This is a genomic window from Burkholderia sp. Ac-20384 (assembly GCF_017104605.1).
GTDB classification, from domain to species: Bacteria; Pseudomonadota; Gammaproteobacteria; order Burkholderiales; family Burkholderiaceae; genus Burkholderia; species Burkholderia lata.
Genome location: NZ_JAAGPE010000141.1, coordinates 1 through 25,103, shown reverse-complemented (window position 1 = coordinate 25,103; position 25,103 = coordinate 1). Strand labels below are relative to the sequence as shown.

Here is a 25,103-nt window from a genome sequence, read left to right as displayed (position 1 = left end):
GCTGATCGCGTTCACCACCGACGCATCGCCCGACGCGCGCGCGCATGCCGAACGGCAGGGTGCGACACCTGCCGGCGCGCTGCCTGTCGACATCGGCGCGTGGTCGTATCGCGTCCACGCGCGCGCACCTGCCGAACCGCTCGCCGCCGACGGTGCCGCACAATGCTCAGCGCTGATCTACACGACCGGCACGACCGGCACGCCGAAAGGCGTGATTCTATCGCATCGCGACCTGCTGTTCATCGCTGCGGCGTCGAGCACGCTGCCCCGCGTGTCGCCCTGCCACGATGTCTCCCCCGGCGCATCCGCCGGCGCGCGCGCGCATGCCGAACGGCAGGGTGCGACACCTGCCGGCGCGCTGCCGGTCGACATCGGCGCGTGGTCGTATCGCGTCGACGCGAGCGCACCGGGCGAACCGGTCGCCGCCGACGGTGCCGCACAATGCGCAGCGCTGATCTACACGACCGGCACGACCGGCACGCCGAAAGGCGTGATGCTGTCGCATCGCAACCTGCTGTTCATCGCGGCGACGTCGAGCACGCTGCGCCGCGTGTCGCCCGACGACGTCGTCTACACCGTGCTGCCCGTGTCGCATGTGTACGGGCTCGCGTCGGTCTGCCTGGGCAGCCTGTACGCGGGCGCGACGCTGCGGCTCGTGCCGCGCTTCTCGCCGGAAGCCGTGCGCGTCGCACTCGCCGACGAAGGCGTCACGATCTTCCAGGGCGTGCCCGCGATGCACGCGAAGCTGCTCGAACACCTGCACACGCACGGCCACGCGTGGCGCGCACCGCGCCTGCGCTTCGCGTATTCGGGCGGCTCGCCGCTCGACGCGAACCTGAAGGCGCGCGTCGAGCGCCTGTACGGCGTGCCGCTGCACAACGGCTACGGGATGACCGAAAGCAGCCCGACGATCACGCAGACGCCGCTCGACGCGCCGCGCACCGACAGCTCGGTCGGCGTGCCGATTCCCGGTGTGGAGATGCGGATCGTCGCGCCGGACGGCACCGACGTGCCGCCGGGTGAAGTCGGCGAGATCCGCGTGCGTGGGCCGAACGTGATGCTCGGTTACTACCGCAATGCGGACGCGACACACGCGGCCGTGTCGCCGGACGGCTGGCTGAGCACCGGCGATCTCGCACGGCAGGACGCGGACGGCGCCGTGACGATCGCGGGCCGCAGCAAGGAGCTGATCATCCGGTCGGGCTTCAACGTCTATCCGGTCGAAGTCGAGCAGGTGCTGAACGCGCATCCGGACGTCGTGCAGGCGGCCGTCATCGGCCGCACGGTCGAAGGCAACGAGGAAGTGCTCGCGTTCGTCGAGCTGGTGCCCGGCGCGACGGCGGACGAAGCGGCGTTGCACGCGTGGTGTGCGGAGCGGCTCGCGCCTTACAAACGCCCCGCGCACGTCCGCGTGCTCGACGTACTGCCGGCCGCGTCGACGGGCAAGGTGCTGAAGCACAAGCTGCGCGAACTGGTCTGACCTGGGCCGGCCGCGGCGTGTGACACAGCCCGCGACACACCGGATGCGCTAACCGCGCGGATGGTGTTGCGCGTGCAGCGTCTTCAAGCGCTCGCGTGCAACGTGCGTATAGATCTGCGTGGTCGAGATGTCGCTGTGGCCGAGCAGCAACTGCACGACGCGCAGGTCGGCACCATGGTTCAGCAGGTGCGTCGCGAACGCGTGCCGCAGCGTATGCGGCGACAGGTGCGCGCGCACGTCCGCGTGCTGCGCGTGGCGCTTGATGATGTTCCAGAACTGCTGGCGCGTCATCCCGTCGCCGCGCGCGGTCACGAACAGCGCGTCGGCCGCGCGCGCGCCGAGCAGCGCCGGCCGCGCGTCGCGCAGGTAGCGCTCGATCCAGCCGTGCGCGACTTCGCCGAACGGCACGAGCCGCTCTTTCGAACCCTTGCCCATCACGCGCACGACGCCCTCGTTGAGCCCGACCTCGACGGTCTTCAGCATCACGAGCTCGCTCACGCGCAACCCGCTCGCATACATCAGCTCGAGCATCGTGCGATCGCGCAGGCCGAGCGGCGTGCCGATGTCGGGCGCGCCGAGCAGCGCCTCGACCTGCGCCTCCGACAACGTCGACGGAAACCGGGCGGCCTGTTTCGCGGACGTGATCCGCAGCGTCGGGTCGGCGCTCACACGATGCTCGCGCACAGCCCAGCCGTAATAGCGCCGGAACACGGACAGCCGCCGGTTCGACGACGTCGCCTTGCCGTCGCTGCGCGCGGCGATGTAGCCCGTCACCATCGCTTCGTCGACCGAATCGAGCGGCGCGTCGTGCGTCTCCGCCAGCCATTGGGAAAACAGCACCAGATCGCGCCGGTATGCGTCGAGCGTGTTGCGCGCGAGCCCGTGCTCGAGCCACAGCGCATCGCAAAACACGTCGATCGACGCACGGCTCGCGAGCAGCGCGGGTGACGCCGCGGCGGCATCGCCGTCGGCTTCAGGGGAAATCAGCGATTCACTCATCAGTACGGCACGCCTTCGTGCGCCAGCAGCCAGCGCTTCACTTTCTGGTAATAACCGTTGTCGTCGTGGTTCGCGAAGCCGCCGAGGCCGCCCGCCGCGACGACGCGATGGCATGGAATCACGAGCGGGAAGTAGTTCGCGCCGCACGCCTGGCCGACCGCGCGCGGCGCGCTGCCGATCCGCTTCGCGACCTGCCCGTAGGTCAGCACCGTGCCGGGCGGAATATCGCTGATCACGTCCCAGACGCGGTGCTGGAACGCGCTGCCGACTTCGGCGAGCGGCAGGTCGAAGCGCGCCGATGCGCGCTCGAAATAACGTTCGATCTGCTTGACCGCGCGCTTCGCGAGCGGCGAATCCGGATCGACCGACTTCACCGATTCGGGCAGATAGACGATCTCGCGCACCACCGCGGCGTCCGTGCGGATGCCGACCTTGCCGAACGGCGCGTCGATGACTGCATTGAACATGGCCCTCTCCTGACCGATGGATGCGCGCGGCACCACCGCGCGCCGACGACACTTTACGCCGCCTTCACACGGCACGCAGCGCCCATTCGACATGCTCGCGCACGACCGGCGACGGATCGTCGGCCCGCGCGCGCAACGCGGCGACGATCGCCTCGCGCGCCGGCGGCGCAAGGCGGCCCGCGTCCGCGCGCAGCGCATTGCCGAGCCCGACCGCGAGATTGCGCAGCCAGCTTTCGTAGCCGATGCGCCGGATCGCACTGCCCTGCATGCGCGTATCGAACGTGTCCGCATCCCACGCAAACAGCTCGACGAGCGTCGCGCGGTCGAGGCCGTGCCGTACGTCGAAATCGGCGACGGGCGCGGCCTGTGCGAACTTGTTCCACGGGCACACAAGCTGGCAGTCGTCGCAGCCGTACACGCGATTGCCGATCATCGGCCGCAGCGGCTCGGGGATGCTGCCTTTCAGTTCGATCGTCAGGTACGAGATGCAGCGGCGCGCGTCGACGCGGTACGGCTCGACGATCGCGCCGGTCGGACAGGCGCCGATGCAGCGCGTGCAGCTGCCGCAGTGCGCGCCGGGCGTTTCGGGCGCGGTGTCGGGGAACGTGTGCGCGTCGGTCGGCAGCGGAACGTCGACGTAGATTTCGCCGAGGAAGAACAGCGAGCCCGCATCGCGCTGCAGCAGCAACGTGTGCTTGCCGCGCCAGCCGACGCCGGCCTTCTGCGCGAGCTCGACCTCGAGCACGGGCGCCGAATCGGTGAACACGCGGTAGCCGAACGCGCCGATCTCCTGCTCGATGCGCTCCGCGAGCGTCTGCAGGCGGTTGCGCAGCACCTTGTGATAGTCGCGGCCGCGTGCGTAGATCGACACGACAGCCGCCTGCGGATCGTCGAGCCGGGCCCGTTCGCGCGCACGCCAGTCGTGCAGCGCGAGCGCGCCCGGCTCGCTTTCAGGCGCGTCGGCGGCCAGCGTTTCGGCCGGCAGATAGGCGAGCCGCACGGAGATCACGCGTCGCGTACCGGCCACAAGTTCGGCCGGACGCGCGCGTTTCATCCCATGTTTCGCCATATAATCCATTTCGCCGTGGTATCCGGCTTCCAGCCAGGCGGCGAGGCCTGCTTCGGCATCCGAGAGATCGGTATCGCTGATGCCGATCGCCCCGAAACCCAATTCGCGCCCCCACGCCCTGATGCGCGCGGCGAGCGCAGTCAACGCCGCATCGTCGAGCGCGCACGGTGCCGCGCCTTCGGCACAAGTCGAAGGCCTGTCGGATGCGGCGAGTTCCGGTAATCGGTTCATCGCACTATTTTACGAGAATGTCAGCCACGTCCAGCCACTCGCCTCATGCCGTCACGTTGCCCGCACCGCTCGAGCAGCGCGTGATCGCGCTCGCCGACGAAGCGGCGACCGAGGCCTTCGGCACCCGCTTCGCGCACGCACTCGACGCGGCACGCGTCGAACTCGCCCGCGCGCATGCGTTCGACGGGCTGCAGATCCAGCTGGTCGGCGATCTCGGCGCGGGCAAGACGTCCCTGGTACGCGCGATCCTGCGCGGCCTCGGCCACGCGGGGCGCGTGCGCAGCCCGACCTATACGCTCGTCGAGCCGTACGCGCTCGAACGCGACGATGGGGAACTCGAGGTCTATCACTTCGATCTGTATCGTTTCAACGATCCGGCCGAATGGTCCGACGCAGGCTTTCGCGAATATTTCAATTCCAGCGCGATCTGCCTCGTCGAATGGCCACAACAGGCGGGCACGCTGCTCGGCGTACCCGATCTGGTTTTCTCGCTCGACGTGGATGGCGACGGCCGCGCCCTCACCGTCCGGGCGTACAGCGCTTCAGGAAAGGCATGTCTCGAAAGATGTTGATCAAACCGTTCCGCTCGATCGAATCGGCGGCCACCGCGACGCACAACTGGCGGCGCCGCCAGATCCTGTGCGCGGGCGCGTCGACGCTGGTGCTCGGTCTCGTCGCGCCGCGGCTCGCGCACGCATCGTCGGTGCTCGGCGTGCGCGTGTGGCCCGCACGCGATTACACGCGCGTCACGATCGAATCCGACCAGCCGCTGCAGAATAGCCAACAGCTGCTGCAGGGTCCCGACCGTCTCGTCGTCGACCTGACCGGCCTCGACCTCGACCAGGCGCTGCGCGACCTCGTGTCGAAGATCGCGCCGAACGATCCGCAGATCCAGTCGGTGCGCGTCGGCCAGTATCAGCCGCACGTCGTGCGGATGGTGTTCGACCTGAAAGGCTCGGTGAAGCCGCAGGTGTTCACGCTGCCGCCGGTCGGCACCTACAAGTACCGGCTCGTGTTCGACCTGTATCCGGCCGTCGCGCCCGATCCGCTGTCCGACCTGATCGCACAGACGGAACGCAAGGAGCAGGCGCTCAACGACACGACGCGCGCGCAGCAGATGCAGCCGCCGACCGCGCTGGCCGGCCCGGGTACGCCCCTGCCGCCGCCTGCCGCGGGCGACAACAGCGACGCGTTCTTCCAGCGCTTCGCGCAGAACACGCCGGCCACGCCGCACACGCCGCCCGCCACCCCGTCGACGCCCGCGAAGCCGGCCGTCAAGCCGCCGCCCGTCATCGCGCGCCGCGACGACAGCGACGACGACGGCGACACCTACAAGTTCACGGCGCCAAAATCCGGCAAGGGCGGCACCGTGCGCCTGCTGACGGTGGCGATCGATCCTGGCCACGGCGGCGAGGATCCGGGCGCGATCGGCGGCGGTGGCACGTACGAGAAGCACATCGCGCTCGACATCGCGAAGAAGCTGCGCGCGAAGATCGACGGCGCACCGAACATGCGCGCGATGATGACGCGCGACGCCGACTTCTTCGTGCCGCTGAACGTGCGCGTGCAGAAGGCCCGCCGCGTGGGCGCCGACCTGTTCGTGTCGATCCACGCCGATGCGTTCACGACGCCGTCCGCGCGCGGCTCGTCGGTGTTCGCGCTGTCCGACCACGGCGCGACGAGCGCCGCGGCGCGCTGGATGGCGAACAAGGAAAATTCGTCCGACCTGATCGGCGGCATCAACATCAAGACGGCGGACGCGACCGTGAACCGCGCGCTGTTCGACATGTCGACGACCGCGCAGATCCGCGATTCGCTGCGCTACGGCAACTACGTGCTGAAGGAAGTGGGCGGCATCAACAAGCTGCACAAGGGCTCGGTCGAGCAGGCCGGGTTCGCGGTGCTGAAGGCGCCCGACATTCCGTCGATCCTCGTCGAGACGGCCTTCATCAGCAACCCGGAAGAAGAGAGCCGCCTGAACGACGACAGCTATCGCGACCAGATGGCCGACGCGATCTTCCGCGGCATCAAGCGTTATTTCGCGGCGAATCCGCCGCTCGCGAAGAGCCGGATGGCCTGACGGCCGCCCCCGGCCACCCTGCCCCGCCGCCGGCACGCAGTGCGTGCCGGCGCGTCACGATGCCGCGAAGCGGCGCATCAGTTTCCCGCCGAACACGTTCACCGCGAGCCCGCCCATCACGAGCGCCGTGCCGATCAGCTGCGTGCGCGTCAGATGTTCGTCGAGCAGCAGCGCCGACGACGCGAGGCCGACGACCGGCACCAGCAGCGAGAACTGCGCGACCTGCGCGGCCGGATAGCGCGACAGCAGGCGGCTCCACAGCCCGTAGCCGAGCAGCGTCGCGACGAACGCGAGATAGACGACCGCGAAGATCGATGCGCCGTTCAGCCCGGCGAGCGCGGTTGCGATCCGCTGCGGCCCTTCGAACCACAGCGACAGCAGGAAGAACGGCACGGGCGGCACGAGGCTGGCCCACACGACGAGCGACACGAGGTTCGCACGGCCGACCTTCTTCGTGACGATGTTGCCGAACGCCCACATCGCAGCCGAGCAGATCGTCAGCAGGAAGCCCGCGAGCGTCATCGCGCGGCCGCCCTGGGCCGCGATCACGACGAGCCCGCCCGCGGCGATCGCGAGCCCGAGCAGGTTCTGCACGCGCAGCCGCTCGCCGAGGAACAGCATCGCGAACACGAGCGTGAAGAACGCCTGCGACTGCAGCACGAGCGACGCGAGGCCGGCCGGCATGCCGACGTACATGCCGGTGAACAGGAACACGAACTGGCCAAGCTGGATCGTCGCGCCGTACAGCACCAGCAGGCGCCACGGAATCTGCGGCCGGCGCACGAAGAACACCGCGGGCACGGCCGCGAGCGTGAAGCGCAGCGCGCCGAGCAGCATCGGCGGCATCCCGTGCAGGCCGACCTTGATCACGACGAAGTTCACGCCCCACGCCAGGATCACGACCAGCGCAAGCAGCAAGTCCTTCGGGGCCATCATCGGCGTCTCCTCGATTGTCGAATTGTTGTGCATGGTGCTCTCGGGCCCAGTCGCTCTGCGCCAGGCGCCCCGAGAGAGCGTCATTTGGGCCGAAAAACCGGGGCGGCCCGGCGTTTTCCCGAGAGGTCGGTCAGTCTACCGGGTTTCAGCGCCCGGCCCGATACCCGCGCGGCACGCATGGAATCGGCGGCGGACGGCCAGTACAATGACCGGCATCCCCCGCCGCCCCACAGGATCCGCCATGACCGCTCCGATCAAAGCCCTGCTGAAGCCGCACGTGCGCGACATCGGCAACCTGCAGGTGCGCCGCACGCTGCCCGCCCTCGCCGCACGCCTCGTCGGCCCGTTCATCTTCTTCGATCACATGGGCCCCGCCACGCTGCCGCCCGGCACGGGGCTCGACGTGCGCCCGCACCCGCATATCGGCCTCGCCACCGTCACCTACCTGTTCGACGGCGCGATCCTGCACCGCGACAACCTCGGTTCGCTGCAGGAAATCGTGCCGGGCGACGTGAACTGGATGACGGCCGGCCGCGGGATCGTCCACTCCGAACGCACGCCCGACGCGCAGCGCGAAAACGGTCACACCGTGCACGGGATCCAGACCTGGGTCGCGCTGCCGCGCGCGCACGAGACGACCGAGCCGTCGTTCGAGCACCATGCGGCCGACACGCTGCCGAAGCGCAATGAGGACGGCGTGTCGCTGACGGTGATCGCTGGCGACGCGTTCGGGCTGCGCTCGCCGGTCACGACGTTCTCGCGCACGCTGTACGTCGCGGCCGAATTCGCGGCCGGCGGCCGTCTCGAACTCGACGCGTCGCACGAGGAGCGCGCGGTCTACGTGGTCGATGGCGAGCTCGCGATCGACGGCACACCGGTGCCGGCCGAACAGATGGCCGTGCTCGCGCCCGGCGCCGCGGTCACGCTGACGAGCGGCAGCGGCGCGCGTGCGATGCTGCTCGGCGGCGACAAGATCGACGGCGAGCGCTTCATCGAATGGAATTTCGTCGCCAGCAGCCGCGAAGCGATCGAACGCGCGAAAGAAGCCTGGACGCGCCAGGAAATGGGCAAGGTGCCGGGCGAGACCGAGTGGATTCCGCTGCCCGAGTCGAAACCGCGTTGAAAAAGGGGCGCACCGCCCCCATCCTGACGACATTCGAACGAAAGAGAACGACATGGACACCACGCTTGCCACATTCGAGAAAGACGTCATCGAGGCGTCGCTGGACGCACCCGTGCTGGTCGACTTCTGGGCGCCGTGGTGCGGCCCCTGCAAGACGCTCGGCCCGCTGCTGGAAAAGCTCGAAGGCGACTACGAAGGCCGCTGGAAGCTCGTGAAGGTCAACGTCGACGAGAACCAGGAACTCGCCGCACACTTCCAGACGCGCAGCATCCCGCACGTAATCGCGTTTGCCGACGGGCGCCCGGTCGACCAGTTCGTCGGCGTGCTGCCCGAAGGCCAACTGCGCGCCTTCCTCGACCGGCTGCTGCCGGCGCCCGAGGAAGCCGAACGGCGTGCCGCGCAGTACGCGATGGCCGAGGAGCGCTACGACGACGCGCTCACGCACCTCGAGGCGGCGCTCGCGCTGAACCCCGGCTTCGACGACGCGCGCCTCGATTTGATCGAACTGCTGCTCGCGAGCAACCAGGTCGACGCCGCGCGCGCCGAGAGCGAACGCCTGTCGCCGCAGACCGTGCAGAACGGCGACCCGCGCTACCAGGCGATCAAAACCCGTTTCGACGCACTCGAAGCCACGGCCGACCTGCCGCCGACCGATGCGCTCGAAGCGCGCATCGCGGCGAACCCGGCCGATCTCGACGCGCGTTTCGATCTCGCGCAGAGCCTGATCGCGCGGCGCGCGTACGAAGGCGCGGTGGAGCAGTTGCTGGAAATCGTCACGCGTGATCGCGCGTACGGCGACGATCTCGGCCGCCGCACGCTGATCTCGGTATTCGAGCTGGCCGGCGATCGCCCCGACCTCGTCGCCGGGTGGCGACGCAAGCTGAGCATGGCGCTCAACTGAACTTGATGTGTGACCGCCGGGCCGCAACGGCCCGGCTGCGGAATTGCCCCGCATGCCATACGACGGCGCGTGTCACGCGCCGCCGCATTCCTCAACGACCGCGATTCACGGCGGCTCAGCCGGCGGCTTGCGCCGCGATCGCGCGCAGCGCATGCGCGGCGGCCGCGAAGCCGAAACTCGCGGTCACGCACACGCTCGAACCGAATCCCGCACAGTTGAGCCCCGCGACGTGCGCGGCCGCGGACGGCTCCGCGCCGTCCTCGAGGTCGCACGCGGCCGCTTCCGGATAGATCAGCGGCTCGTCCGAATACACGGCGCTGACCTTGAACCGCGCTTTCGGCCCACGCGGAAAGCCGTGCTGCTTGCGCAACTGCGCGCGCACCTTCGACAGCAGCGGATCCTGGATCGTCAGCGCGAGATCGTCGATCCGGATGCGCGTCGGGTCGAGTTGCCCGCCCGCGCCGCCGACCACGACGAGCGGCTGACGCTTCGCGACGCACCACGCGATCAGCGCAACCTTCGTGCGCACGCTGTCGATCGCGTCGATCACATAGTCGAAACCGCCGCCGAGCAGCGCATCGAAGTTGTCGGGCTCGACGAAATCCTCGATCCGGTTCACGCGGCATGCGGGATCGATCAGCGCGATCCGCTCGGCCATCGCGTCGACCTTCGGCTTGCCGAAATTGCCGTCGAGCGCGTGGATCTGCCGGTTCGTATTGCTTTCGGCGACGTTGTCGAGATCGATCAGCGTCAGCGTGCCGATCGCGTTGCGCGCGAGCGCCTCGGCCACCCACGACCCGACGCCGCCGATCCCGATCACCGCGACGTGCGCGCGCTCGAACGCGGCAGCGGCCGGCGCGCCGTACAGGCGCGCGACGCCGCCGAAACGCCGCGCTCGATCCACGTCAAGCTGGATTTCCGGGGTCGGGGTAAGATCAGAAGAACTGGGCGGGGCAGCGTCGGCGACGGACATGGCAGCAAGGAAAACGTAAGTCGTGCAGCCCTCTATTTTGCCTGAACTCCTCGCCCGCACGCGCCACTGTGCACGCACGTTTCTCGCGCGTTGGCTACAATGGTTCCAGATTGAAGCGTTTGCATAACATGACGACTCTCGCCGATCTCCGCATCAATTACTCACGGGCTTCGCTCAACGAAGCCGATGTTGCCCACGACCCCTTCGCCCAGTTCGACCGCTGGTTCAAGGAGGCGCTCGCCGCCAAGCTGCCCGAGCCGAACACGATGACGCTCGCGACCGTCGGCGACGATGGCCGGCCGTCGGCCCGCATCGTGCTCATCAAAGGCGTCGACGAACGCGGGTTCGTCTTCTTTACCAATTACGAAAGCCGCAAGGGGCGCGATCTCGCCGCGCATCCGCAGGCCGCGCTGCTGTTCTACTGGATCGAGCTCGAGCGCCAGGTGCGCATCGAAGGCCGGATCGAGAAAACCAGCGCCGAAGAAAGCGACCGTTATTTCGCGTCGCGCCCGCTCGGCTCGCGCATCGGCGCATGGGCGTCGGAGCAGAGCGCGGTGATCGACAGCCGAGCAACGCTCGAGGCGCAGGAAAAGTCCGTCAGCGAACGCTACGGCGACAACCCTCCGCGCCCGCCGCACTGGGGCGGCTACCGCCTCGTGCCCGACTCGATCGAGTTCTGGCAGGGCCGCCCGTCGCGGCTGCACGACCGCCTGCTCTATACGCGCGACGCCGATACGTCGCCGAGCTGGTCGATTTCGCGCCTGTCGCCTTAAGCGCGGCGCCGGCACACGCCGGTCGTGTCTCGTGTTGCATTCGGGCGCCCGCCTCGCAAGCGGCGGGCGCCGGTCAAGATACTTGGCTGTATTCGATTCAACGAACAAACGGAGAATCCAAATGTTCTGGGAAAAGAAGCTGGCACAGTGGGCGGACGAAGTACGGGCGAAAGCGAACATACCGGCGCGCCTCGTGCTGTGGAACGGCGATCAACTCGATTTCGGCACCTTCAGCGCGCCGCAGGTCACGCTGAAAGTGAACAGTGCGTCGGCGTTGCCGCTCCTGCTCGAACCGAGCCTCGACAATCTCGGCGAGGCGTACGTGAAGGGCAAGATCGACATCGAAGGCAAGCTGTCGGACATCATCAACATCGGCTACTCGCTCGCGCGCAGTACGGTAACGAGCGCGAGCAAGCTGGCGCGCGTGAAGCGCTACTTCAATCACTCGAAGAGCACCGACAAGAAAGCGATCCAGTATCACTACGACGTCTCGAACGAGTTCTACCAGCTGTGGCTCGACGAGAACATGGTGTACTCGTGTGCATACTTCGAGAACGGTGACGAGGATCTCGCCACCGCGCAGATCAAGAAGATCGACCACATCCTGACGAAGATCCGGCTCCAGCCCGGCCAGCGCCTGCTCGACATCGGCTGCGGCTGGGGGGCGCTCGTGCTGCGCGCCGCGCAGAAATTCGGCGCGCAGTGCCTCGGCGTCACGCTGTCGCAGAACCAGTTCGACCTCGCGACCGCGCGCGTGAAGGCTGCCGGTCTGGAGGACAAAATCGAGATCCGGCTGCAGGACTATCGCGAGATCGACGGGCAGTTCGACCGCATCACGAGCGTGGGGATGTTCGAGCACGTCGGGCGCAAGAACCTGCCGCTCTATTTCTCGCGGGTCCATGACCTGCTCGCCGACGACGGCATCGCGATGAACCACGGGATCACGTCGACCGACGCGGAAAGCGGCGAGACGGCGCTCGGCGGCGGCGAGTTCATCGACCGCTACGTGTTCCCGGACGGCGAACTGCCGCACATCAGCCTCGCGCTGGAAGCCGCGCAGCGCGGCGGGCTCGAAGCGATTGACGTCGAAAGCCTGCGACGGCACTATGCGCGCACGCTCGACATCTGGACGGAAAACTTCGAGGCGAAGGCGGACGCCGCGCGACAACTCGTCGACGACGAAAAATTCCGCATCTGGCGCGTGTATCTCGCTGGCTGCGCGTATGCGTTCGAGCACGACGACGTGTCGATCTTCCAGATCGTGTGCCGCAAGGCCGGGCAGAGCGCAAAAACGCTGCCGTGGTCGCGGCGCTATATGTACGAACACGCGCTGCCACGCTAGGCGGCGCTTCACGCTGGGCATGCATGGGTGACGGCAGGACGCGGCGCAAGGCGCCGCCGGAACGACAGCAGCACGACGACGCCAACGCGCCGCACGCCGACGGGCAATTCGACCTGTTCGGCGTGCCGGCCGACGCTGCACGCGCGTCGCCCGAGAACGACGGCCCGCCTGCCGACACCGACGAACACGTGACACCGGACGCATCTGACGACGCGCAACCGGCACCGCGTACCCGCACCCACTCCCGTTCTTCAGACGAAACGCCGCCCGACGCTTCCGGCCTGCTGTGGGATGAACCGTCCCCGCCCGCCGCGCCACCGAAGAAAGGCCGGCGCCGGCGCGGCGTGCTGCCCGCGCCGATCGCGCCGGATGTAGCCGACGCAGCGGCCGGGCTGCCGCCGAACGTCCGGCTCGGCACGTCGTCGTGGACCTTCCCCGGCTGGGACGGCATCGTCTACGACGGCGACTTCGCGCAGACCAAGCTGTCGCGCGAAGGGCTCGAAGCGTATGGCGCACATCCGCTGCTGAAAAGCGTGAGCCTCGACCGGTCGTTCTACGGCCCGCTGTCGGTGGCCGACTACCTGCGCTACGCACAGCAGGTGCCCGACGATTTCCGCTTCGTGGTGAAGGCGCCCGCCTCCGTGACCGATGCGGTGATCCGCGGCCGGCGCGGCGAGCCGTCGGGACCGAACCCGACCTTCCTCGACGCGGATCTCGCCACCCGCGAATTCGTGCAGCCTTGCGTCGAAGGGCTCGGCCGGAAGGCCGGCGTACTCGTGTTCCAGTTCTCGCCGCTGCCCGATCAGCTGCTAGCCCAGCCGGCCGAACTGATCGACCGGCTCGCCGCGTTCTTCGCGGCGTTGCCGCCGCTGCCACCGGAAGCCGACGGCACCCGCTATGCGATCGAGATTCGCGACGCGAGCCTGCTCACGCCGCGCTTCATCCGCGCGCTCGCCGCACTCGGCGTGCGCTACTGCGTCGGCCTGCACGCGCGGATGCCCGACCCGCTACGCCAGGCCGCCGCGCTCGCGCTGCTCGACGGCGACGCGCCGGGCCCGCTGATCGTGCGCTGGAGCCTGCACGGCGGATTCAAGTACGAACAGGCGAAAGCGAAGTACGAGCCGTTCGACAAGCTCGTCGACGAGGATCCGGCCACGCGTTCGGCGCTCGCCGAACTGGCCGCGCGCTATGCGCTGGCCGGGCAGCCGGTGATCATCACGATCAACAACAAGGCGGAAGGCTCCGCGCCGCTGTCGTGCATCGCGCTTGCGCGCGAGATCGCCGCCGCGTGCGCGCAGTGGCGCAACGAGGCGGCCTGATCCCGACTTGATACCGGCTTGCGCCGGTCGCGGTCACATTTACGCGCCGCGCAGCGACTTCAGCCGGTGCGAGAACTTCTGCCGGAATTTCGCGAGCTTCGGCCCGATCACGACCGAGCAATAGCCCTGCCCCGGATTCCGCGCGTAATAGTTCTGGTGATAATCCTCGGCCGGCCAGTAGTTGCCGTCGAGCGGCACGACCTGCGTGACGATCGGCTGCCCGAACACCTGCTCGCGCTCCAGTTCGCGGATCACGTCGAGCGCCGTGTCGCGCTGCGCGTCCGAATGGGTGAACACGACCGACCGGTACTGCGTGCCGACGTCGTTGCCCTGCCGGTTCAACTGGGTCGGATCGTGCGTCGCGAAGAAGATCTCGAGGATCTCGCGATAGCCGATGCGCGCCGGATCGAACGTCACGTTGACGACTTCCGCGTGGCCCGTATCGCCTTCGCAAATGTCGCGATAGCCGGGGTTGCGCGTATGGCCGCCCGCGTAGCCCGACTGGACGGCCGTCACGCCGTCGACGTCGAGAAACACCGCCTCCGTGCACCAGAAACACCCGCCTCCCAATGTCGCGGTTTCAAGCATCTCGTTCACCATGAAATCAGTCCCTCGTTGATGTCGGCAGCCGGCACGCATGCGCCGGCGCCACCGTTCCGTCTCGCCGCTGCCCACCCGCGTGCGGGTCGCAACGGCACTTCGGCAAGTATCTCACTCGCACGCGAACCTGACAGAGTGCACAGGTGCCGCGCGCGACCGGCCGTCCGTTTTCTCGTCTACACTTAGGCACGCGCGAGCGCGGCGGCAAACCCGCCGTTTCGCGCCAAGCACCCGATGCATGCCCGACCCTGATGCAAACATCATCTGCCGGAACATCGCTATGCATGCCTTGACAGACATCGCCCGCGTCACTCGCCCGGCCGTCGCCGCGTCGCGGGCTGCCGCTTTCACTGCCCCCCCCGCTTGCCGCGCATCCGTCCCGCCCCGCGTGCGGCGGTCCGGCACACCGCCTTTATCCGCTTTCACGATCTGATGCACGGCGCTGCGCGCGCGCCGACGCGTGCATCCGCCTGCCGATCGCTCCCGCCGGCGTGTCGTACGCCGCACGGCAACCCCGACCCGCACACCCGCAACGAACGGCCGTGCGACCACGATCCGACACCATCGAGAGGGCATCACCATGAGCATGCGGCCTGACCCGACGTTTCATGCTTCGCCGGAGCTTGCGATGCAGGCGCCGCCGGAAGAATTTGCCTATACGTTGTTGCTGAGCCCCGATTTTTCCAGACCCGACGCGCTCGCCGTGATCGACGTGAAGCCCGGCTCGTCGACCTACGGAAAAATCGTGCACACGGTGACGATGCCGACCACCGGCGACGAGTTTCACCACTTCGGCTGGAATGCGTGCTCGTCGTCGCTGTCGCCGCTGACCGGCCATGCGTTCCTCGAGCGTCGCTTCCTCATCATCCCGGGCCTGCGCTCGTCGCGCATCTACGTGATCGACACGAAGCCGCACCCGACGCAGGCGCGCATCCACAAGATCATCGAGCCCGACGAAATCTTCTCGAAGACCGGCTATTCGCGGCCGCACACCGTTCACTGCGGACCCGAGGGCATTTACGTGAGCACGCTCGGCGGCGCGGGCAAGGACGGCACCGACGGCGCGCCCGGCATCTTCATCATGGATTGCGAAACCTTCGACGTGCTCGGCCGCTGGGAAATCGATCGCGGCCCGCAGGACAAGCATTACGACTTCTGGTGGAACCTGCCGCGCGACTACATGGTGTCGAGCGAATGGGCGTTGCCGCCGCAATTCGAGAACGGGATCGTGCCCGAGGACCTGCTCGCGAACAAATACGGGCACCGGCTGCATTTCTGGGACCTGCGCGCGCGACGCAACGTGCAGACGATCGATCTCGGCGCGCAGCACCAGATGGCGCTCGAGGTGCGGCCCGCGCACGACCCGGCGCGCGAATACGGGTTCGTCGGCGTCGTGGTCGACACGACGAATCTCGAAGGCTCGATCTGGACCTGGTGGCGCGAAGGCGGCAAGTTCCATGTGAAGAAGACCGCGACGATCCCGGCCGAGCCGGCCGCGGCCGACGAGCTGCCGCCGCTGCTCAAGGGATTCGGCGCGGTGCCGCCGCTCGTGACCGACATCGACCTGTCGCTCGACGACCGCTTCCTCTACGTGTCGTGCTGGGGCACCGGCGAGATGCGCCAGTACGACGTGTCGGACCCGCACCACCCGGTGCTCGCGGGGTCGGTCCGGATCGGCGGCATCGTGCGCCGCGCACCGCACTCGAACGGCCGCACGTTCGCGGGCGGCCCGCAGATGGTCGAGATCAGCCGCGACGGGAAGCGCGTGTACTGGACCAACTCACTGTATTCGACGTGGGACGACCAGTTCTATCCGGAGGGCGTGCCGGGCGCGCAGGTGCTCGCGCATGTGGGGCCGGAAGGTGGGTTGACGCTCGCCGACGATTACTGGGTCGAGTTCCCCGACGGCTATCGCGCGCACCAGATCCGGCTCGAGGGCGGCGACTGCTCGACCGACTCGTTCTGCTATCCGTCGGTCAAGCGTTGAACGCCAGCGTTCACGCCCAGTTCGCGCTGTGGGCGGCCGTGCTCGCGAGCGGCGTGTATCACGGGCTCAATCCCGCGATGGGCTGGCCGCTCGCGGTGTCGAACGCGCTGATGACGCGCCGCGGCGGCGCGCTCGTCGCGGCGCTCGGCTATCTCGCGCTCGGTCATGCGCTCGCGGTCTTCGCGGTGATGCTGCCGTTCGGGCTGCTCGCCGCGCTGCTCGCGTGGCAAACGGCGATCCGGATCGGCGCGAGCGCGCTCGTGATCGGCTTCGGCGCCGTGCTGCTGATCCGGCGCCGGCATCCGCGGGCGCTCGCGCGGATTCCGCCCGCGCGGCTCGGCCTGTGGTCGTTCGCGGTCGCGATCGCGCATGGCGCGGGGCTGATGCTGGTGCCGATCTATCTCGGGCTGTGCGGGCTCGACCAGGACGCCGGCCACCGGGCGGCGGCCACGCTCGTCGATGCGCATCTCGGGATGGCGCTCGTCGTCGCGGCCGTGCACGCGCTCGCAATGATCGGCGCCGGCGGCGGGCTTGCATGGCTCGTGTACCGCTATCTCGGGCTGAAGTTCGTGTCGCGGAGCTGGTTCAATCTCGATGCGGTGTGGGCGTCGAGCCTGATCGTGACGGGCGCGTTGTCGCTCGGACTGGCGGCGGCGCGATAGCGCGGGGATCGACGGCAGATGTGGCGGAGCGGCGCCGGGTGGAGCGGCGGTAGCGCAGAGAAAGCGCGACAGAACGGCGATGCCCGCCGCGTGCAATTGGGCATCCGGCAATGCGCCGCAGTGTTCGCTACGTCACCCTGCCCCCGCAATACGCCGTCCGGCCGGGCCCGGCGGCCCCGATTCCGCTAAAATCGGGCCATGCGCACCCCTTCCCACTCGACCGCCTTGTCGCCTTTCGTCCGCCGTGCCCGCCCCGCCCGCGTCGCGCCGCGCCCGCCCGTCTCGTTCCGGATGGCCGCGCGATGAGCCACGCCAATCCTCCGGATTTCGACGCGGCCGCCTTCCGGCAAGCCCTCGGCCAGTTCGCCACGGGCGTGACGGTGATCACGACGCGCGCGCCGTCCGGCCAGCTGATCGGCATCACCGCCAGCTCGTTCAACTCGGTGTCGCTCGATCCGCCGCTCGTGCTGTGGAGCCTCGCGCACAAATCGGCGTCGACGCCCGTGTTCCGCGGCAACAGCCATTACGTGGTGAACGTGCTCGCGGCATCGCAGCTCGACCTGTGCAAGCGCTTCTCGACCTACAAGGGCGATCGCTTCGAAGGGATCGCGCATGCGGCCGGCAACTCGGGGATGCCCGTGCTCGACGGCGCGCTCGCATGGTTCGAATGCCACAACCGCAGCCGCTACGATGAAGGCGACCACGTGATCTTCGTCGGCGAAGTGGAGCGCTGCGGCGTGCGCGCGATCTCGGACACGGCACCGCCGCTCGTGTTCCACGGCGGCGGCTTCCACGGCCTTACACCGCTTTGATCGCTCCCGTGCGCGCCAGCCCGACCGGCGCGCCGGCTTCATCCTTCAGCGTCTGCAGCACGATGTTGGAACGGATGTCCATCACGCCCGGCGCCTTGTAGAGCCGGTTCAGCACGAAATCGGAATAGTGCTTGAGGTTGTGCGCGAGCACGCGCAGCAGATAGTGGCTCTCGCCCGTCACGACAAATGCGCCGACGACCTCCGGCCATTCGCGCAGCGCTTCCGCGAAGCGCTCGTGCCATTGATTTTCTTCGTTGCGCATCGACACCTGAACGAACGCCTCGAGCTCGAAGCCGAGCTTCTCGCGGCTCAGGCACGCGCGATAGTGCTCGATCACGCCCTGCTCCTCGAGCAGGCGCATGCGGCGCAGACAGGCGGACGGCGAAAGCGAAATCCGTTCCGCCAGGTCGAGATTGCTGATTCTGCCCTCTTCCTGCAGGACCGCCAGAATCCGGCAGTCGGTGGCATCGAGCGTGATCGCGTGCATTTTTGGTCCCCGTTTTCCCTCTGAGTCGAATTATCTGCCAATCCGGCGGATTGTCCATGTTTATTTCGCAAGCACTTTCTGCGAGCGTCCACCTATCATTCGAAGGATCGACTCACCGAAACGTCATGCCATGGACACCCTCTGGGACATCTCGCCGCCTGTCAGCCCCGCCACCCCCGTGTGGCCGGGCGATACGCCGGTTTCCGTCGAACGCGTGTGGCGGATGGAGGCCGGCTCGCCGGTCAACGTCGCACGCCTGACGTTGTCGCCGCACACGGGCGCGCACTGCGACGCGCCGCTGCACTACGACGCCGACGGCGCGCCGATCGGCGCCGTGCCGCTCGATACCTACCTCGGCCCGTGCCGCGTGATCCATTGCATCGGCGCATCGCCGGTCGTGCAGCCGGCCGATGTTGCGGCCGCGCTCGACGGCGTACCGCCGCGCGTGCTGCTGCGGACCTATGCGCGCACCAGCGTCGAGCAGTGGGACAGCCACTTCTGCGCGGTCGCGCCCGAGACCGTCGACCTGCTCGCCGCGCATGGCGTGAAGCTGATCGGCATCGACACGCCGTCGCTCGACCCGCAGGAATCGAAGACGATGGACGCGCATCACCGCGTGCGCGCGCATCGAATGGCGATCCTCGAAGGCATCGTGCTCGACGACGTGCCGCCCGGCGACTACGAACTGATCGCACTGCCGCTGAAATTCGCGACGCTCGACGCGAGCCCCGTGCGTGCGGTGCTGCGCGCGCTGCCCGCGCGTGCCTCCTGATTACCCCGACTGACGACCCCACATCATGATCAAGACCCGTGAAGACGCGCTCGCGCTCGACCGCGACGATCCGCTCGCCCCGCTGCGCGACCAGTTCTCCCTGCCCGACGGCGTGATTTACCTCGACGGCAACTCGCTCGGCGCGCAGCCTAGCGCATCGGCCGCCCGCGCGCAGCAGGTGATCGGCGCCGAATGGGGCGAAGGCCTGATCCGCAGCTGGAACACAGCCGGCTGGTTCGCGCTGCCGCGCCGTCTCGGCGACAAGCTCGCGACGCTGATCGGCGGCGCCCCCGGCGAAACGGTCGTGACCGATACGATCTCGATCAACCTGTTCAAGCTGCTGTCGGCGATGGTGCGCCACCAGGCCGAGCGCGCGCCCGAGCGCCGCGTGATCGTGTCGGAACGCTCGAACTTCCCGACCGACCTGTATATCGCGCAGGGGCTGATCGAACAGCTCGGCGGCGACTACGAACTGCGCCTGATCGACGACCCGGCCGACCTGCCCGGCGCGCTCGGCGCGCTCGGCGCGGACACGGCCGTCGCGATGATCACGCACGTGAACTACCGCACCGGCTACATGCACGACATGCCGGCCGTCACGCAGCTCGTGCACGACGCGGGCGGGCTGATGCTGTGGGATCTCGCCCACTCGGCCGGCGCGGTGCCGGTCGACCTGAACGGCGCACGCGCGGACGGCGCGGTGGGCTGCACGTACAAGTACCTGAACGGCGGCCCCGGTTCGCCCGCTTTCGTGTGGGTGCCGCAGCGCCATCACGCGCACTTCTCGCAGCCGCTGTCCGGCTGGTGGGGCCACCGCGCACCGTTCGCGATGCAGCCGGGCTTCGCGCCCGATCCGGGCATCGCGCGCTTCCTGTGCGGCACGCAACCGATCGTGTCGATGTCGATGGTCGAATGCGGGCTCGACGTGTTCCTGCAGACCGACATGCACGCGATCCGCCGCAAGTCGCTCGCGCTGACCGATGCGTTCATCGCGCTCGTCGAAGCACGCTGCGCGGGCCTGTCGCTGAAGCTCGTCACGCCGCGCGCGCATCACCAGCGCGGCTCGCAGGCGAGCTTCGAGCATCCGCACGGCTACGAAGTGATGCAGGCGCTGATCGCGCGCGGCGTGATCGGCGACTACCGCGAGCCGTACGTGCTGCGCTTCGGCTTCACGCCGCTCTATACGCGTTTCGCCGACGTGTGGGATGCCGTCGAGACGCTGCGCGACATCCTCGCCACCGATGCGTGGAAGGCACCCGAGTTCGCCGAGCGCGGCGCGGTGACCTGACCCGCTTCGCGCGGCGCACGCATGATGCGCGCCGCGCCCCGTCATTCAAATCTGGAGAGAGTCGTGAATTCTGGTCATATGCAGCCACCCGGCGAAGACGCGCCGGCGGGCTGCCCGTTCTCGGGCGCACGCGCCGCGCATTCGGCATCCGCGGCCCCGGCCGCGCACGAAGCGTCGCACGTGCCCGGCGATGCCGGCTGGCACAACGCGCAGCTCGATTTCTCGAAGTCGATGAGCTACGGCGACTACCTGTCGCTGAATTCGATCCTCGACGCGCAGCATCCGCTGTCGCCCGATCACAACGAGATGCTGTTCATCATCCAGCATCAGACGAGCGAGCTGTGGATGAAGCTCGCGCTGTTCGAGCTGCGCGGCGCCCTCGACGCGGTACGCACCGACGCGCTGCCGCCCGCATTCAAGATGCTCGCGCGCGTGTCGCGGATTCTCGAGCAGCTCGTGCAGGCGTGGAGCGTGCTGTCGACGATGACGCCGTCCGAATATTCGGCGATGCGCCCGTATCTCGGGCAGTCGTCGGGCTTCCAGTCGTACCAGTACCGGCAACTCGAATTCCTGCTCGGCAACAAGAACGTGCAGATGCTGCAGCCGCACGCGCACCGGCCCGACATCCTCGAACAGGTGCGTGCGACGCTCGAGGCGCCGTCGTTCTACGACGAAGTCGTGCGCCTGCTTGCGCGGCGCGGCTTCCCGATCGCGGCGGAGCGGCTCGAGCGCGACTGGACGCAGCCGACCCGGCATGACGAGACGGTCGAAGCCGCGTGGCTCGAGGTGTACCGTCACCCGCAGCAGCACTGGGAGCTCTACGAGATGGCCGAAGAACTCGTCGATCTCGAGGATGCGTTCCGCCAGTGGCGCTTCCGTCACGTGACGACCGTCGAGCGCATCATCGGCTTCAAGCAAGGCACGGGCGGCACCAGCGGCGCGCCGTACCTGCGCAAGATGCTCGACGTCGTGCTGTTCCCCGAGCTCTGGCACGTGCGCACCACGCTGTAACACGCGACGCGCCCCCGGGCCCGCCCGCCGTCACGACGACGTGCGGGCCAGCTCCTCCCCTTCGCGCGGTTGCACGGCCGCGCGCGACAGTCGCGGAATGTGCCGTCGCACGACGAGCAGCGCGACGCAGACCACCCCCATCGCAATCGCCAGCATCGTCAGATAGGCCGTGGCACCGCCCGTGGTGATCACGATCGCGCCCGCGAACGCGCTGAGGATCGCGCCGAGCCGGCCGAACGCGAGCGCGCTTGCCGTACCCGTCGCGCGCACGGCCGTCGGGTAGATGTACGCGCAGAGCGCATACATCGTCGACTGCACCGCGTTGACGAACAGCCCGTGCAGGCCGAGCCCGACGATCAGCCAGCCCGTGTGGCGGCTCGCATCGACACCCATCAGCCATACCGCACTCGCCGCGCCGCCGATGCTGCACAACACGAGCGGCCAGCGCGACCCGGCATGCGCGATCGTCCACGCGCACAGCAGTGCGCCGATCACGCCACCGAGGTTGTATGCGGTGAGCCCCGTCCCCGCGACCGACACGCTCAGCCCGCTCGCCGCCAGCATCGTCGGCAGCCAGCTGAACGCCGCATACACGGCGAGCAGGCACATGAAGAATGCGCACCACAGCGCGATCGTGTCGCGCGCCTGACCGCTCTCGAACAGCGCGCCGAAGCCGCCACGGCCGCCCGCCGCGCGCGCGTCCCGCATGTCGGTGAAGGCGGTGCCCGGCGCGACGGGCCGCTCCATCCGCGCGAGCAGCGCGCCGAGTTCCGGCCAGCGCGCGGGGCGCCGCGCAAGATAGCGCGGCGATTCGGGCAGCGCACGCACGAGCACGAAGCCGAGCACGAGTGGCAATGCGCCGCCCGCGAAGAACAGCCCGCGCCAGCCGTAGCGCGGCAGCACCTCGTGCGCGAACAGGCCGGCCAGCATCCCGCCGAGCGGCACGCAGACGATCGTCGCGGTCACCATCATCGTGCGACGCCGCGCGGGCGTGTATTCGGCCGTCATCGTCGTGGCCGTCGGCAACGCGCCGCCGATCCCGAGGCCTGCGACGAAGCGCAGCGCCGCGATCGCCATGACGTCCGGTGCGAAGCCGATCGCGCAGGTCGCAATGCCGAACAGGAACACGCTGCCGATCACGGCCTGGCGGCGGCCGAAGCGGTCCGCGACGATCCCCGCGCACGCGCTGCCGATGCCCATCCCGATCAGCCCGGCCGCCACCGCCGGCGCGAACGCGCCACGCGTGATGCCCCATTCGCGGATCAGCACCGGAATCGCGAAGCCGATCAGCTGGCCGTCGAAGCCGTCGAGCACGATCGCGAGCGCGGCGAGCAGCACCACGCAGCGCTGCATCGTCGTGAACGGCCCGTCGTCGAGCGTCGCGCCGATGTCGACGGACGGAGGCTGCAATCCGTCGCGCGTGCTCATGCGACCTCCCGTGTACCGCGCCCAGGCGGCAACGTGCGCGCACGGCGCGCGGCAAGACAACGGCATTCGATGGCGTTCATGGCGTCTCCGGTTGCCCGGGCTGGCGCGGTGGCGCGTGCCCGGATCTCGTGCTGCGCAGTCGGCCGGGGTCGACGCATCGGCGCCGGCTCCGGTGTCTCGTCCAACCCGTCCCGATCCGGCGCCGTCGCCTGCGCGCGACGCGCTCGTCTCGTCGTGCAGCGCACGCCGCGCCGCCCGCCTGATGCTCAGTTCATCCGTGCGTCGATCAGCCGGACGAGCGCAAGCAGCGTCTCGGCATGCGGTACCGCCACGCCCGCTTCGCGCGCGGCCGCGACGACCTTGCCGCTGATCGCGTCGATTTCCGTGCGACGGCCCGCGAGTACGTCCTGCAGCATCGACGGACGATGGCCGCGATGCTCGTGGATCGCATGCTCGACGTTGCGCGCGATACGTTCGCCGTCGACCGCGATGCCCTTCGCGCGGGCGACGGCGGCCACCTCGGCTGCAATCGCGAGCGCGAGCCGCGGCCCGTCGTGATGATTGCCGAGCTGGTCGACCGTGCAGCCCGTCGCCGCGCACAGCGTGTTGAGCGCCGCGTTGAACGCGACCTTCTCCCAGATCGCGGCCCACACGTCGGCGTCGAGCGCGCAAGCGAGCCCCGCGCGCGACAGCGTATCGGCTACCGTCGCCGCGAACGGGCGCGTCGCGCCGTCGGCCGTCATCATGCGGATCGTGCCCGCGCCGTGCGAGCGCACGTGTGCCGGCCCCGCCGCGTCGGCCGGCCACGTCGTCACGCCGACCAGGATGCGTTCGAGCGGCACGAACGCATTCAGCGTCTCGACGTTGCCGAGCCCGTTCTGCAGCGTCAGCACATGCGTGTCTCGCCTGAGCAATGCACGCACGCCGTCGAGTGCGGTACGCGTATGCAGCGACTTCGTGAAAACGATCAGCAGGTCGAACGGTGTATCGGACGCTGCGGCCGCATCCGCTTGCGCGGTTTCCGGCCGCACGGCCTGCAACGTACGGATGCGTCGTTCGCCCCGATCGTCATCGATGCACAGCCCGTCGCGGCGAATCGCATCGAGATGCGCATCGTTCACGTCGATCAGCGTGACGGCCTCGCCGCTTTCGGCCAGCAGCCCGCCGAACAGCGAGCCCATTGCGCCCGCGCCCAGAATCGCAATCCTCATCGTCGGCGGCCTCGTCAGAACGGATAGTGGCGTGGTGCCGTCTGCACCGTGATCCAGCGCAGGTCCGTAAACGCCGCGATGCCGGCCTTGCCGCCGAAGTGGCCGAAGCCGCTGTCCTTCACGCCGCCGAACGGCATCTGCGCCTCGTCGTGCACGGTCGGGCCGTTCACGTGGCAGATGCCCGATTCGATACGCGCCGCGACGCGCATCGCTCGCGCGACGTCGCGGCTGAACACGGCCGACGACAGCCCGAACGCGTTGTCGTTCGCGCAACGGATCGCGGCTTCCTCGCCGTCGACACGCACGATGCCCTTCACCGGGCCGAACGACTCCTCGGCATAGATGCGCATCGCGGGCGTCACGTGGTCGAGCAGCGTGGCCGGGAACAGCGTGCTGTCGGCCTTGCCGCCGCACACGAGCGTCGCTCCGTGCGCGAGCGCATCGTCGATCAGCGCATTGCAGCGCTCGACGGCCTTCATGTCGATCAGCGAACCGAGTACGACGGGCCCTTGGCGCGGATCGCCGAGCGGCAGCGACGCGGCCTTGCCGGCGAGCTTCGCGACGAACGCATCGGCAATCGATGCGTCGACGACGATGCGCTCGGTCGACATGCAGATCTGCCCGGAATTCGCGAACGCGCCGAACGCGGCCGCCGCGACTGCCGCGTCGAGATCGGCATCGTCGAGCACGACGAACGGCGCCTTGCCGCCGAGCTCCAGCACCGACGGCTTCAGGTGGCGCGCGCACGCTTCGGCGACGATCCGGCCGACGCGCGTCGAGCCCGTGAAATTCACGCGGCGCACAGCCGGATGCGCGATCAATGCATCGACGATGGCGCCCGCATCCTCGGGCGCGTTCGTCACGAAATTGACGACGCCCGGCGGCAGCCCGGCTTCCTGCAGCGCCTCGACGATCAGCCCGTGCGTGACGGGGCACAGCTCCGAGCCCTTCAGCACGACCGTGTTGCCGCACGCGAGCGGCAACGCGAGCGCGCGCGTCGCGAGGATCACCGGCGCATTCCACGGTGCGATGCCGAGCACGACGCCGGCCGGTTGCCGCACGCCCATCGCGAGCGACCCCGGCACGTCGGACGGAATCAGCTCGCCGCCGACCTGCGTGGTCAGCGACGCGGCCTCGACGAGCCCGCTCGCA

General features: G+C 68.7%; 24 protein-coding genes. 14 read left to right on the top strand and 10 right to left on the bottom strand.

From position 1 onward, the window contains the following. Position 1 precedes the first annotated feature (1 nt). On the top strand, positions 2 to 1,480 hold the full coding sequence (locus tag G3O00_RS23855) for an AMP-binding protein (RefSeq protein WP_346778995.1): 1,479 nt from the start codon (positions 2 to 4) through the stop codon (positions 1,478 to 1,480). A gap of 48 nt (positions 1,481 to 1,528) precedes the next feature. Here G3O00_RS23855 and xerD read toward each other — a convergent pair whose 3' ends face one another. The 3 genes from xerD to queG form a co-directional block, all read right to left on the bottom strand. Beyond that, complete coding sequence (gene xerD, locus G3O00_RS23850; RefSeq protein WP_174930621.1) at positions 1,529 to 2,479, bottom strand: site-specific tyrosine recombinase XerD; 951 nt, start codon at positions 2,477 to 2,479, stop codon at positions 1,529 to 1,531. After that, the gene (locus G3O00_RS23845; protein ID WP_034190552.1) at positions 2,479 to 2,946 is read right to left on the bottom strand and encodes a methylated-DNA--[protein]-cysteine S-methyltransferase; all 468 of its coding nucleotides are present in this window, start codon (positions 2,944 to 2,946) and stop codon (positions 2,479 to 2,481) included. Before G3O00_RS23845 ends, xerD begins: the two co-directional genes overlap by 1 nt. Before the next feature lie 64 nt (positions 2,947 to 3,010). Beyond that, positions 3,011 to 4,246, bottom strand: coding sequence for a tRNA epoxyqueuosine(34) reductase QueG (queG, locus tag G3O00_RS23840; protein ID WP_206144506.1), 1,236 nt, complete (start codon positions 4,244 to 4,246; stop codon positions 3,011 to 3,013). A 17-nt stretch (positions 4,247 to 4,263) separates the two neighbouring features. On the opposite strand from queG, the gene G3O00_RS23835 reads away from it, so the two are divergent. Both G3O00_RS23835 and G3O00_RS23830 read left to right on the top strand, forming a co-directional pair. Continuing rightward, on the top strand, positions 4,264 to 4,818 hold the full coding sequence (locus G3O00_RS23835; protein ID WP_011353005.1) for a bifunctional tRNA (adenosine(37)-N6)-threonylcarbamoyltransferase complex ATPase subunit type 1 TsaE/phosphotransferase: 555 nt from the start codon (positions 4,264 to 4,266) through the stop codon (positions 4,816 to 4,818). Next, positions 4,800 to 6,326 (top strand): N-acetylmuramoyl-L-alanine amidase, encoded by a 1,527-nt coding sequence (locus tag G3O00_RS23830; RefSeq protein WP_011353006.1) that lies wholly within the window; start codon positions 4,800 to 4,802, stop codon positions 6,324 to 6,326. The genes G3O00_RS23835 and G3O00_RS23830 overlap by 19 nt, the downstream gene beginning before the upstream one ends. Positions 6,327 to 6,380: 54 nt before the next feature. On the opposite strand, the gene G3O00_RS23825 is transcribed toward G3O00_RS23830, so the two are convergent. Beyond that, entirely contained in the window at positions 6,381 to 7,259 is an 879-nt protein-coding gene (locus G3O00_RS23825) for an EamA family transporter (protein ID WP_206144508.1), read from the bottom strand. 244 nt (positions 7,260 to 7,503) lie between these two features. Between G3O00_RS23825 and G3O00_RS23820 the strand changes: the two genes are divergently transcribed. Next, entirely contained in the window at positions 7,504 to 8,385 is an 882-nt protein-coding gene (locus G3O00_RS23820) for a pirin family protein (RefSeq protein ID WP_206144505.1), read from the top strand. 52 nt (positions 8,386 to 8,437) lie between these two features. Beyond that, complete coding sequence (gene trxA / locus G3O00_RS23815) at positions 8,438 to 9,286, top strand: thioredoxin (protein ID WP_206144504.1); 849 nt, start codon at positions 8,438 to 8,440, stop codon at positions 9,284 to 9,286. A gap of 115 nt (positions 9,287 to 9,401) precedes the next feature. On the opposite strand, the gene tcdA is transcribed toward trxA, so the two are convergent. Next, positions 9,402 to 10,259: a tRNA cyclic N6-threonylcarbamoyladenosine(37) synthase TcdA gene (tcdA, locus tag G3O00_RS23810; RefSeq protein ID WP_206144503.1), complete on the bottom strand. Its 858-nt coding sequence runs from the start codon at positions 10,257 to 10,259 to the stop codon at positions 9,402 to 9,404. A 128-nt stretch (positions 10,260 to 10,387) separates the two neighbouring features. Between tcdA and pdxH the strand changes: the two genes are divergently transcribed. The 3 genes from pdxH to G3O00_RS23795 all read left to right on the top strand — a co-directional run bounded on the left by pdxH (position 10,388) and on the right by G3O00_RS23795 (position 13,693). Beyond that, on the top strand, positions 10,388 to 11,032 hold the full coding sequence (gene pdxH, locus G3O00_RS23805) for a pyridoxamine 5'-phosphate oxidase (protein ID WP_206144502.1): 645 nt from the start codon (positions 10,388 to 10,390) through the stop codon (positions 11,030 to 11,032). 121 nt (positions 11,033 to 11,153) lie between these two features. Further along, the gene (locus G3O00_RS23800) at positions 11,154 to 12,374 is read left to right on the top strand and encodes a cyclopropane-fatty-acyl-phospholipid synthase family protein (protein ID WP_011353012.1); all 1,221 of its coding nucleotides are present in this window, start codon (positions 11,154 to 11,156) and stop codon (positions 12,372 to 12,374) included. Positions 12,375 to 12,397: 23 nt separating this feature from the next. Continuing rightward, positions 12,398 to 13,693, top strand: coding sequence for a DUF72 domain-containing protein (locus tag G3O00_RS23795; protein ID WP_206144501.1), 1,296 nt, complete (start codon positions 12,398 to 12,400; stop codon positions 13,691 to 13,693). Positions 13,694 to 13,732: 39 nt separating this feature from the next. Here the strand turns inward: G3O00_RS23795 and msrA are convergent, their stop codons facing one another. Next, positions 13,733 to 14,293 (bottom strand): peptide-methionine (S)-S-oxide reductase MsrA, encoded by a 561-nt coding sequence (gene msrA / locus G3O00_RS23790; RefSeq protein ID WP_041492935.1) that lies wholly within the window; start codon positions 14,291 to 14,293, stop codon positions 13,733 to 13,735. Positions 14,294 to 14,873: 580 nt separating this feature from the next. Here msrA and G3O00_RS23785 point away from each other — a divergent pair. The 3 genes from G3O00_RS23785 to G3O00_RS23775 all read left to right on the top strand — a co-directional run bounded on the left by G3O00_RS23785 (position 14,874) and on the right by G3O00_RS23775 (position 17,754). Next, positions 14,874 to 16,280: a selenium-binding family protein gene (locus tag G3O00_RS23785; RefSeq protein ID WP_206144500.1), complete on the top strand. Its 1,407-nt coding sequence runs from the start codon at positions 14,874 to 14,876 to the stop codon at positions 16,278 to 16,280. Beyond that, entirely contained in the window at positions 16,277 to 16,942 is a 666-nt protein-coding gene (locus G3O00_RS23780; protein WP_206144499.1) for a hypothetical protein, read from the top strand. Before G3O00_RS23785 ends, G3O00_RS23780 begins: the two co-directional genes overlap by 4 nt. Before the next feature lie 302 nt (positions 16,943 to 17,244). After that, on the top strand, positions 17,245 to 17,754 hold the full coding sequence (locus tag G3O00_RS23775) for a flavin reductase family protein (RefSeq protein WP_174930629.1): 510 nt from the start codon (positions 17,245 to 17,247) through the stop codon (positions 17,752 to 17,754). On the opposite strand, the gene G3O00_RS23770 is transcribed toward G3O00_RS23775, so the two are convergent. Further along, the gene (locus tag G3O00_RS23770) at positions 17,741 to 18,241 is read right to left on the bottom strand and encodes an Lrp/AsnC family transcriptional regulator (protein ID WP_006477992.1); all 501 of its coding nucleotides are present in this window, start codon (positions 18,239 to 18,241) and stop codon (positions 17,741 to 17,743) included. The genes G3O00_RS23775 and G3O00_RS23770 overlap by 14 nt on opposite strands. A gap of 130 nt (positions 18,242 to 18,371) precedes the next feature. On the opposite strand from G3O00_RS23770, the gene kynB reads away from it, so the two are divergent. From kynB to kynA, 3 genes are all read left to right on the top strand, one after another. Beyond that, the gene (gene kynB, locus G3O00_RS23765) at positions 18,372 to 19,013 is read left to right on the top strand and encodes an arylformamidase (RefSeq protein WP_206144498.1); all 642 of its coding nucleotides are present in this window, start codon (positions 18,372 to 18,374) and stop codon (positions 19,011 to 19,013) included. A gap of 28 nt (positions 19,014 to 19,041) precedes the next feature. After that, positions 19,042 to 20,301, top strand: a complete 1,260-nt coding sequence (gene kynU / locus G3O00_RS23760) for a kynureninase (RefSeq protein WP_206144507.1) — start codon at positions 19,042 to 19,044, stop codon at positions 20,299 to 20,301. Positions 20,302 to 20,379: 78 nt separating this feature from the next. Then, positions 20,380 to 21,312, top strand: a complete 933-nt coding sequence (kynA, locus tag G3O00_RS23755) for a tryptophan 2,3-dioxygenase (RefSeq protein ID WP_174930784.1) — start codon at positions 20,380 to 20,382, stop codon at positions 21,310 to 21,312. 30 nt (positions 21,313 to 21,342) lie between these two features. Here the strand turns inward: kynA and G3O00_RS23750 are convergent, their stop codons facing one another. The 3 genes from G3O00_RS23750 to G3O00_RS23740 form a co-directional block, all read right to left on the bottom strand. Beyond that, entirely contained in the window at positions 21,343 to 22,740 is a 1,398-nt protein-coding gene (locus tag G3O00_RS23750) for an MFS transporter (protein WP_206144497.1), read from the bottom strand. Between the two features lie 266 nt (positions 22,741 to 23,006). Next, a complete protein-coding gene (locus G3O00_RS23745) occupies positions 23,007 to 23,951 on the bottom strand; it encodes a 2-dehydropantoate 2-reductase (protein ID WP_206144496.1) in 945 nt (314 codons plus the stop codon). Positions 23,952 to 23,965: 14 nt separating this feature from the next. Beyond that, the coding region (locus G3O00_RS23740; protein WP_206144495.1) for an aldehyde dehydrogenase family protein at positions 23,966 to 25,103 on the bottom strand (1,138 nt) is incomplete at its 5' end.

Bases quoted from the DNA above. Each gene is read 5' to 3' on its own strand.
- xerD (WP_174930621.1), bottom strand. From the start codon at position 2,479: ATGAGTGAATCGCTGATTTCCCCTGAAGCCGACGGCGATGCCGCCGCG.
- G3O00_RS23845 (WP_034190552.1), bottom strand. From the start codon at position 2,946: ATGTTCAATGCAGTCATCGACGCGCCGTTCGGCAAGGTCGGCATCCGC.
- queG (WP_206144506.1), bottom strand. From the start codon at position 4,246: ATGAACCGATTACCGGAACTCGCCGCATCCGACAGGCCTTCGACTTGT.
- G3O00_RS23835 (WP_011353005.1), top strand. From the start codon at position 4,264: ATGTCAGCCACGTCCAGCCACTCGCCTCATGCCGTCACGTTGCCCGCA.
- G3O00_RS23830 (WP_011353006.1), top strand. From the start codon at position 4,800: ATGTCTCGAAAGATGTTGATCAAACCGTTCCGCTCGATCGAATCGGCG.
- G3O00_RS23825 (WP_206144508.1), bottom strand. From the start codon at position 7,259: ATGGCCCCGAAGGACTTGCTGCTTGCGCTGGTCGTGATCCTGGCGTGG.
- G3O00_RS23820 (WP_206144505.1), top strand. From the start codon at position 7,504: ATGACCGCTCCGATCAAAGCCCTGCTGAAGCCGCACGTGCGCGACATC.
- trxA (WP_206144504.1), top strand. From the start codon at position 8,438: ATGGACACCACGCTTGCCACATTCGAGAAAGACGTCATCGAGGCGTCG.
- tcdA (WP_206144503.1), bottom strand. From the start codon at position 10,259: ATGTCCGTCGCCGACGCTGCCCCGCCCAGTTCTTCTGATCTTACCCCG.
- pdxH (WP_206144502.1), top strand. From the start codon at position 10,388: ATGACGACTCTCGCCGATCTCCGCATCAATTACTCACGGGCTTCGCTC.
- G3O00_RS23800 (WP_011353012.1), top strand. From the start codon at position 11,154: ATGTTCTGGGAAAAGAAGCTGGCACAGTGGGCGGACGAAGTACGGGCG.
- G3O00_RS23795 (WP_206144501.1), top strand. From the start codon at position 12,398: ATGGGTGACGGCAGGACGCGGCGCAAGGCGCCGCCGGAACGACAGCAG.
- msrA (WP_041492935.1), bottom strand. From the start codon at position 14,293: ATGGTGAACGAGATGCTTGAAACCGCGACATTGGGAGGCGGGTGTTTC.
- G3O00_RS23785 (WP_206144500.1), top strand. From the start codon at position 14,874: ATGAGCATGCGGCCTGACCCGACGTTTCATGCTTCGCCGGAGCTTGCG.
- G3O00_RS23775 (WP_174930629.1), top strand. From the start codon at position 17,245: ATGAGCCACGCCAATCCTCCGGATTTCGACGCGGCCGCCTTCCGGCAA.
- G3O00_RS23770 (WP_006477992.1), bottom strand. From the start codon at position 18,241: ATGCACGCGATCACGCTCGATGCCACCGACTGCCGGATTCTGGCGGTC.
- kynB (WP_206144498.1), top strand. From the start codon at position 18,372: ATGGACACCCTCTGGGACATCTCGCCGCCTGTCAGCCCCGCCACCCCC.
- kynA (WP_174930784.1), top strand. From the start codon at position 20,380: ATGCAGCCACCCGGCGAAGACGCGCCGGCGGGCTGCCCGTTCTCGGGC.
- G3O00_RS23750 (WP_206144497.1), bottom strand. From the start codon at position 22,740: ATGAGCACGCGCGACGGATTGCAGCCTCCGTCCGTCGACATCGGCGCG.
- G3O00_RS23745 (WP_206144496.1), bottom strand. From the start codon at position 23,951: ATGAGGATTGCGATTCTGGGCGCGGGCGCAATGGGCTCGCTGTTCGGC.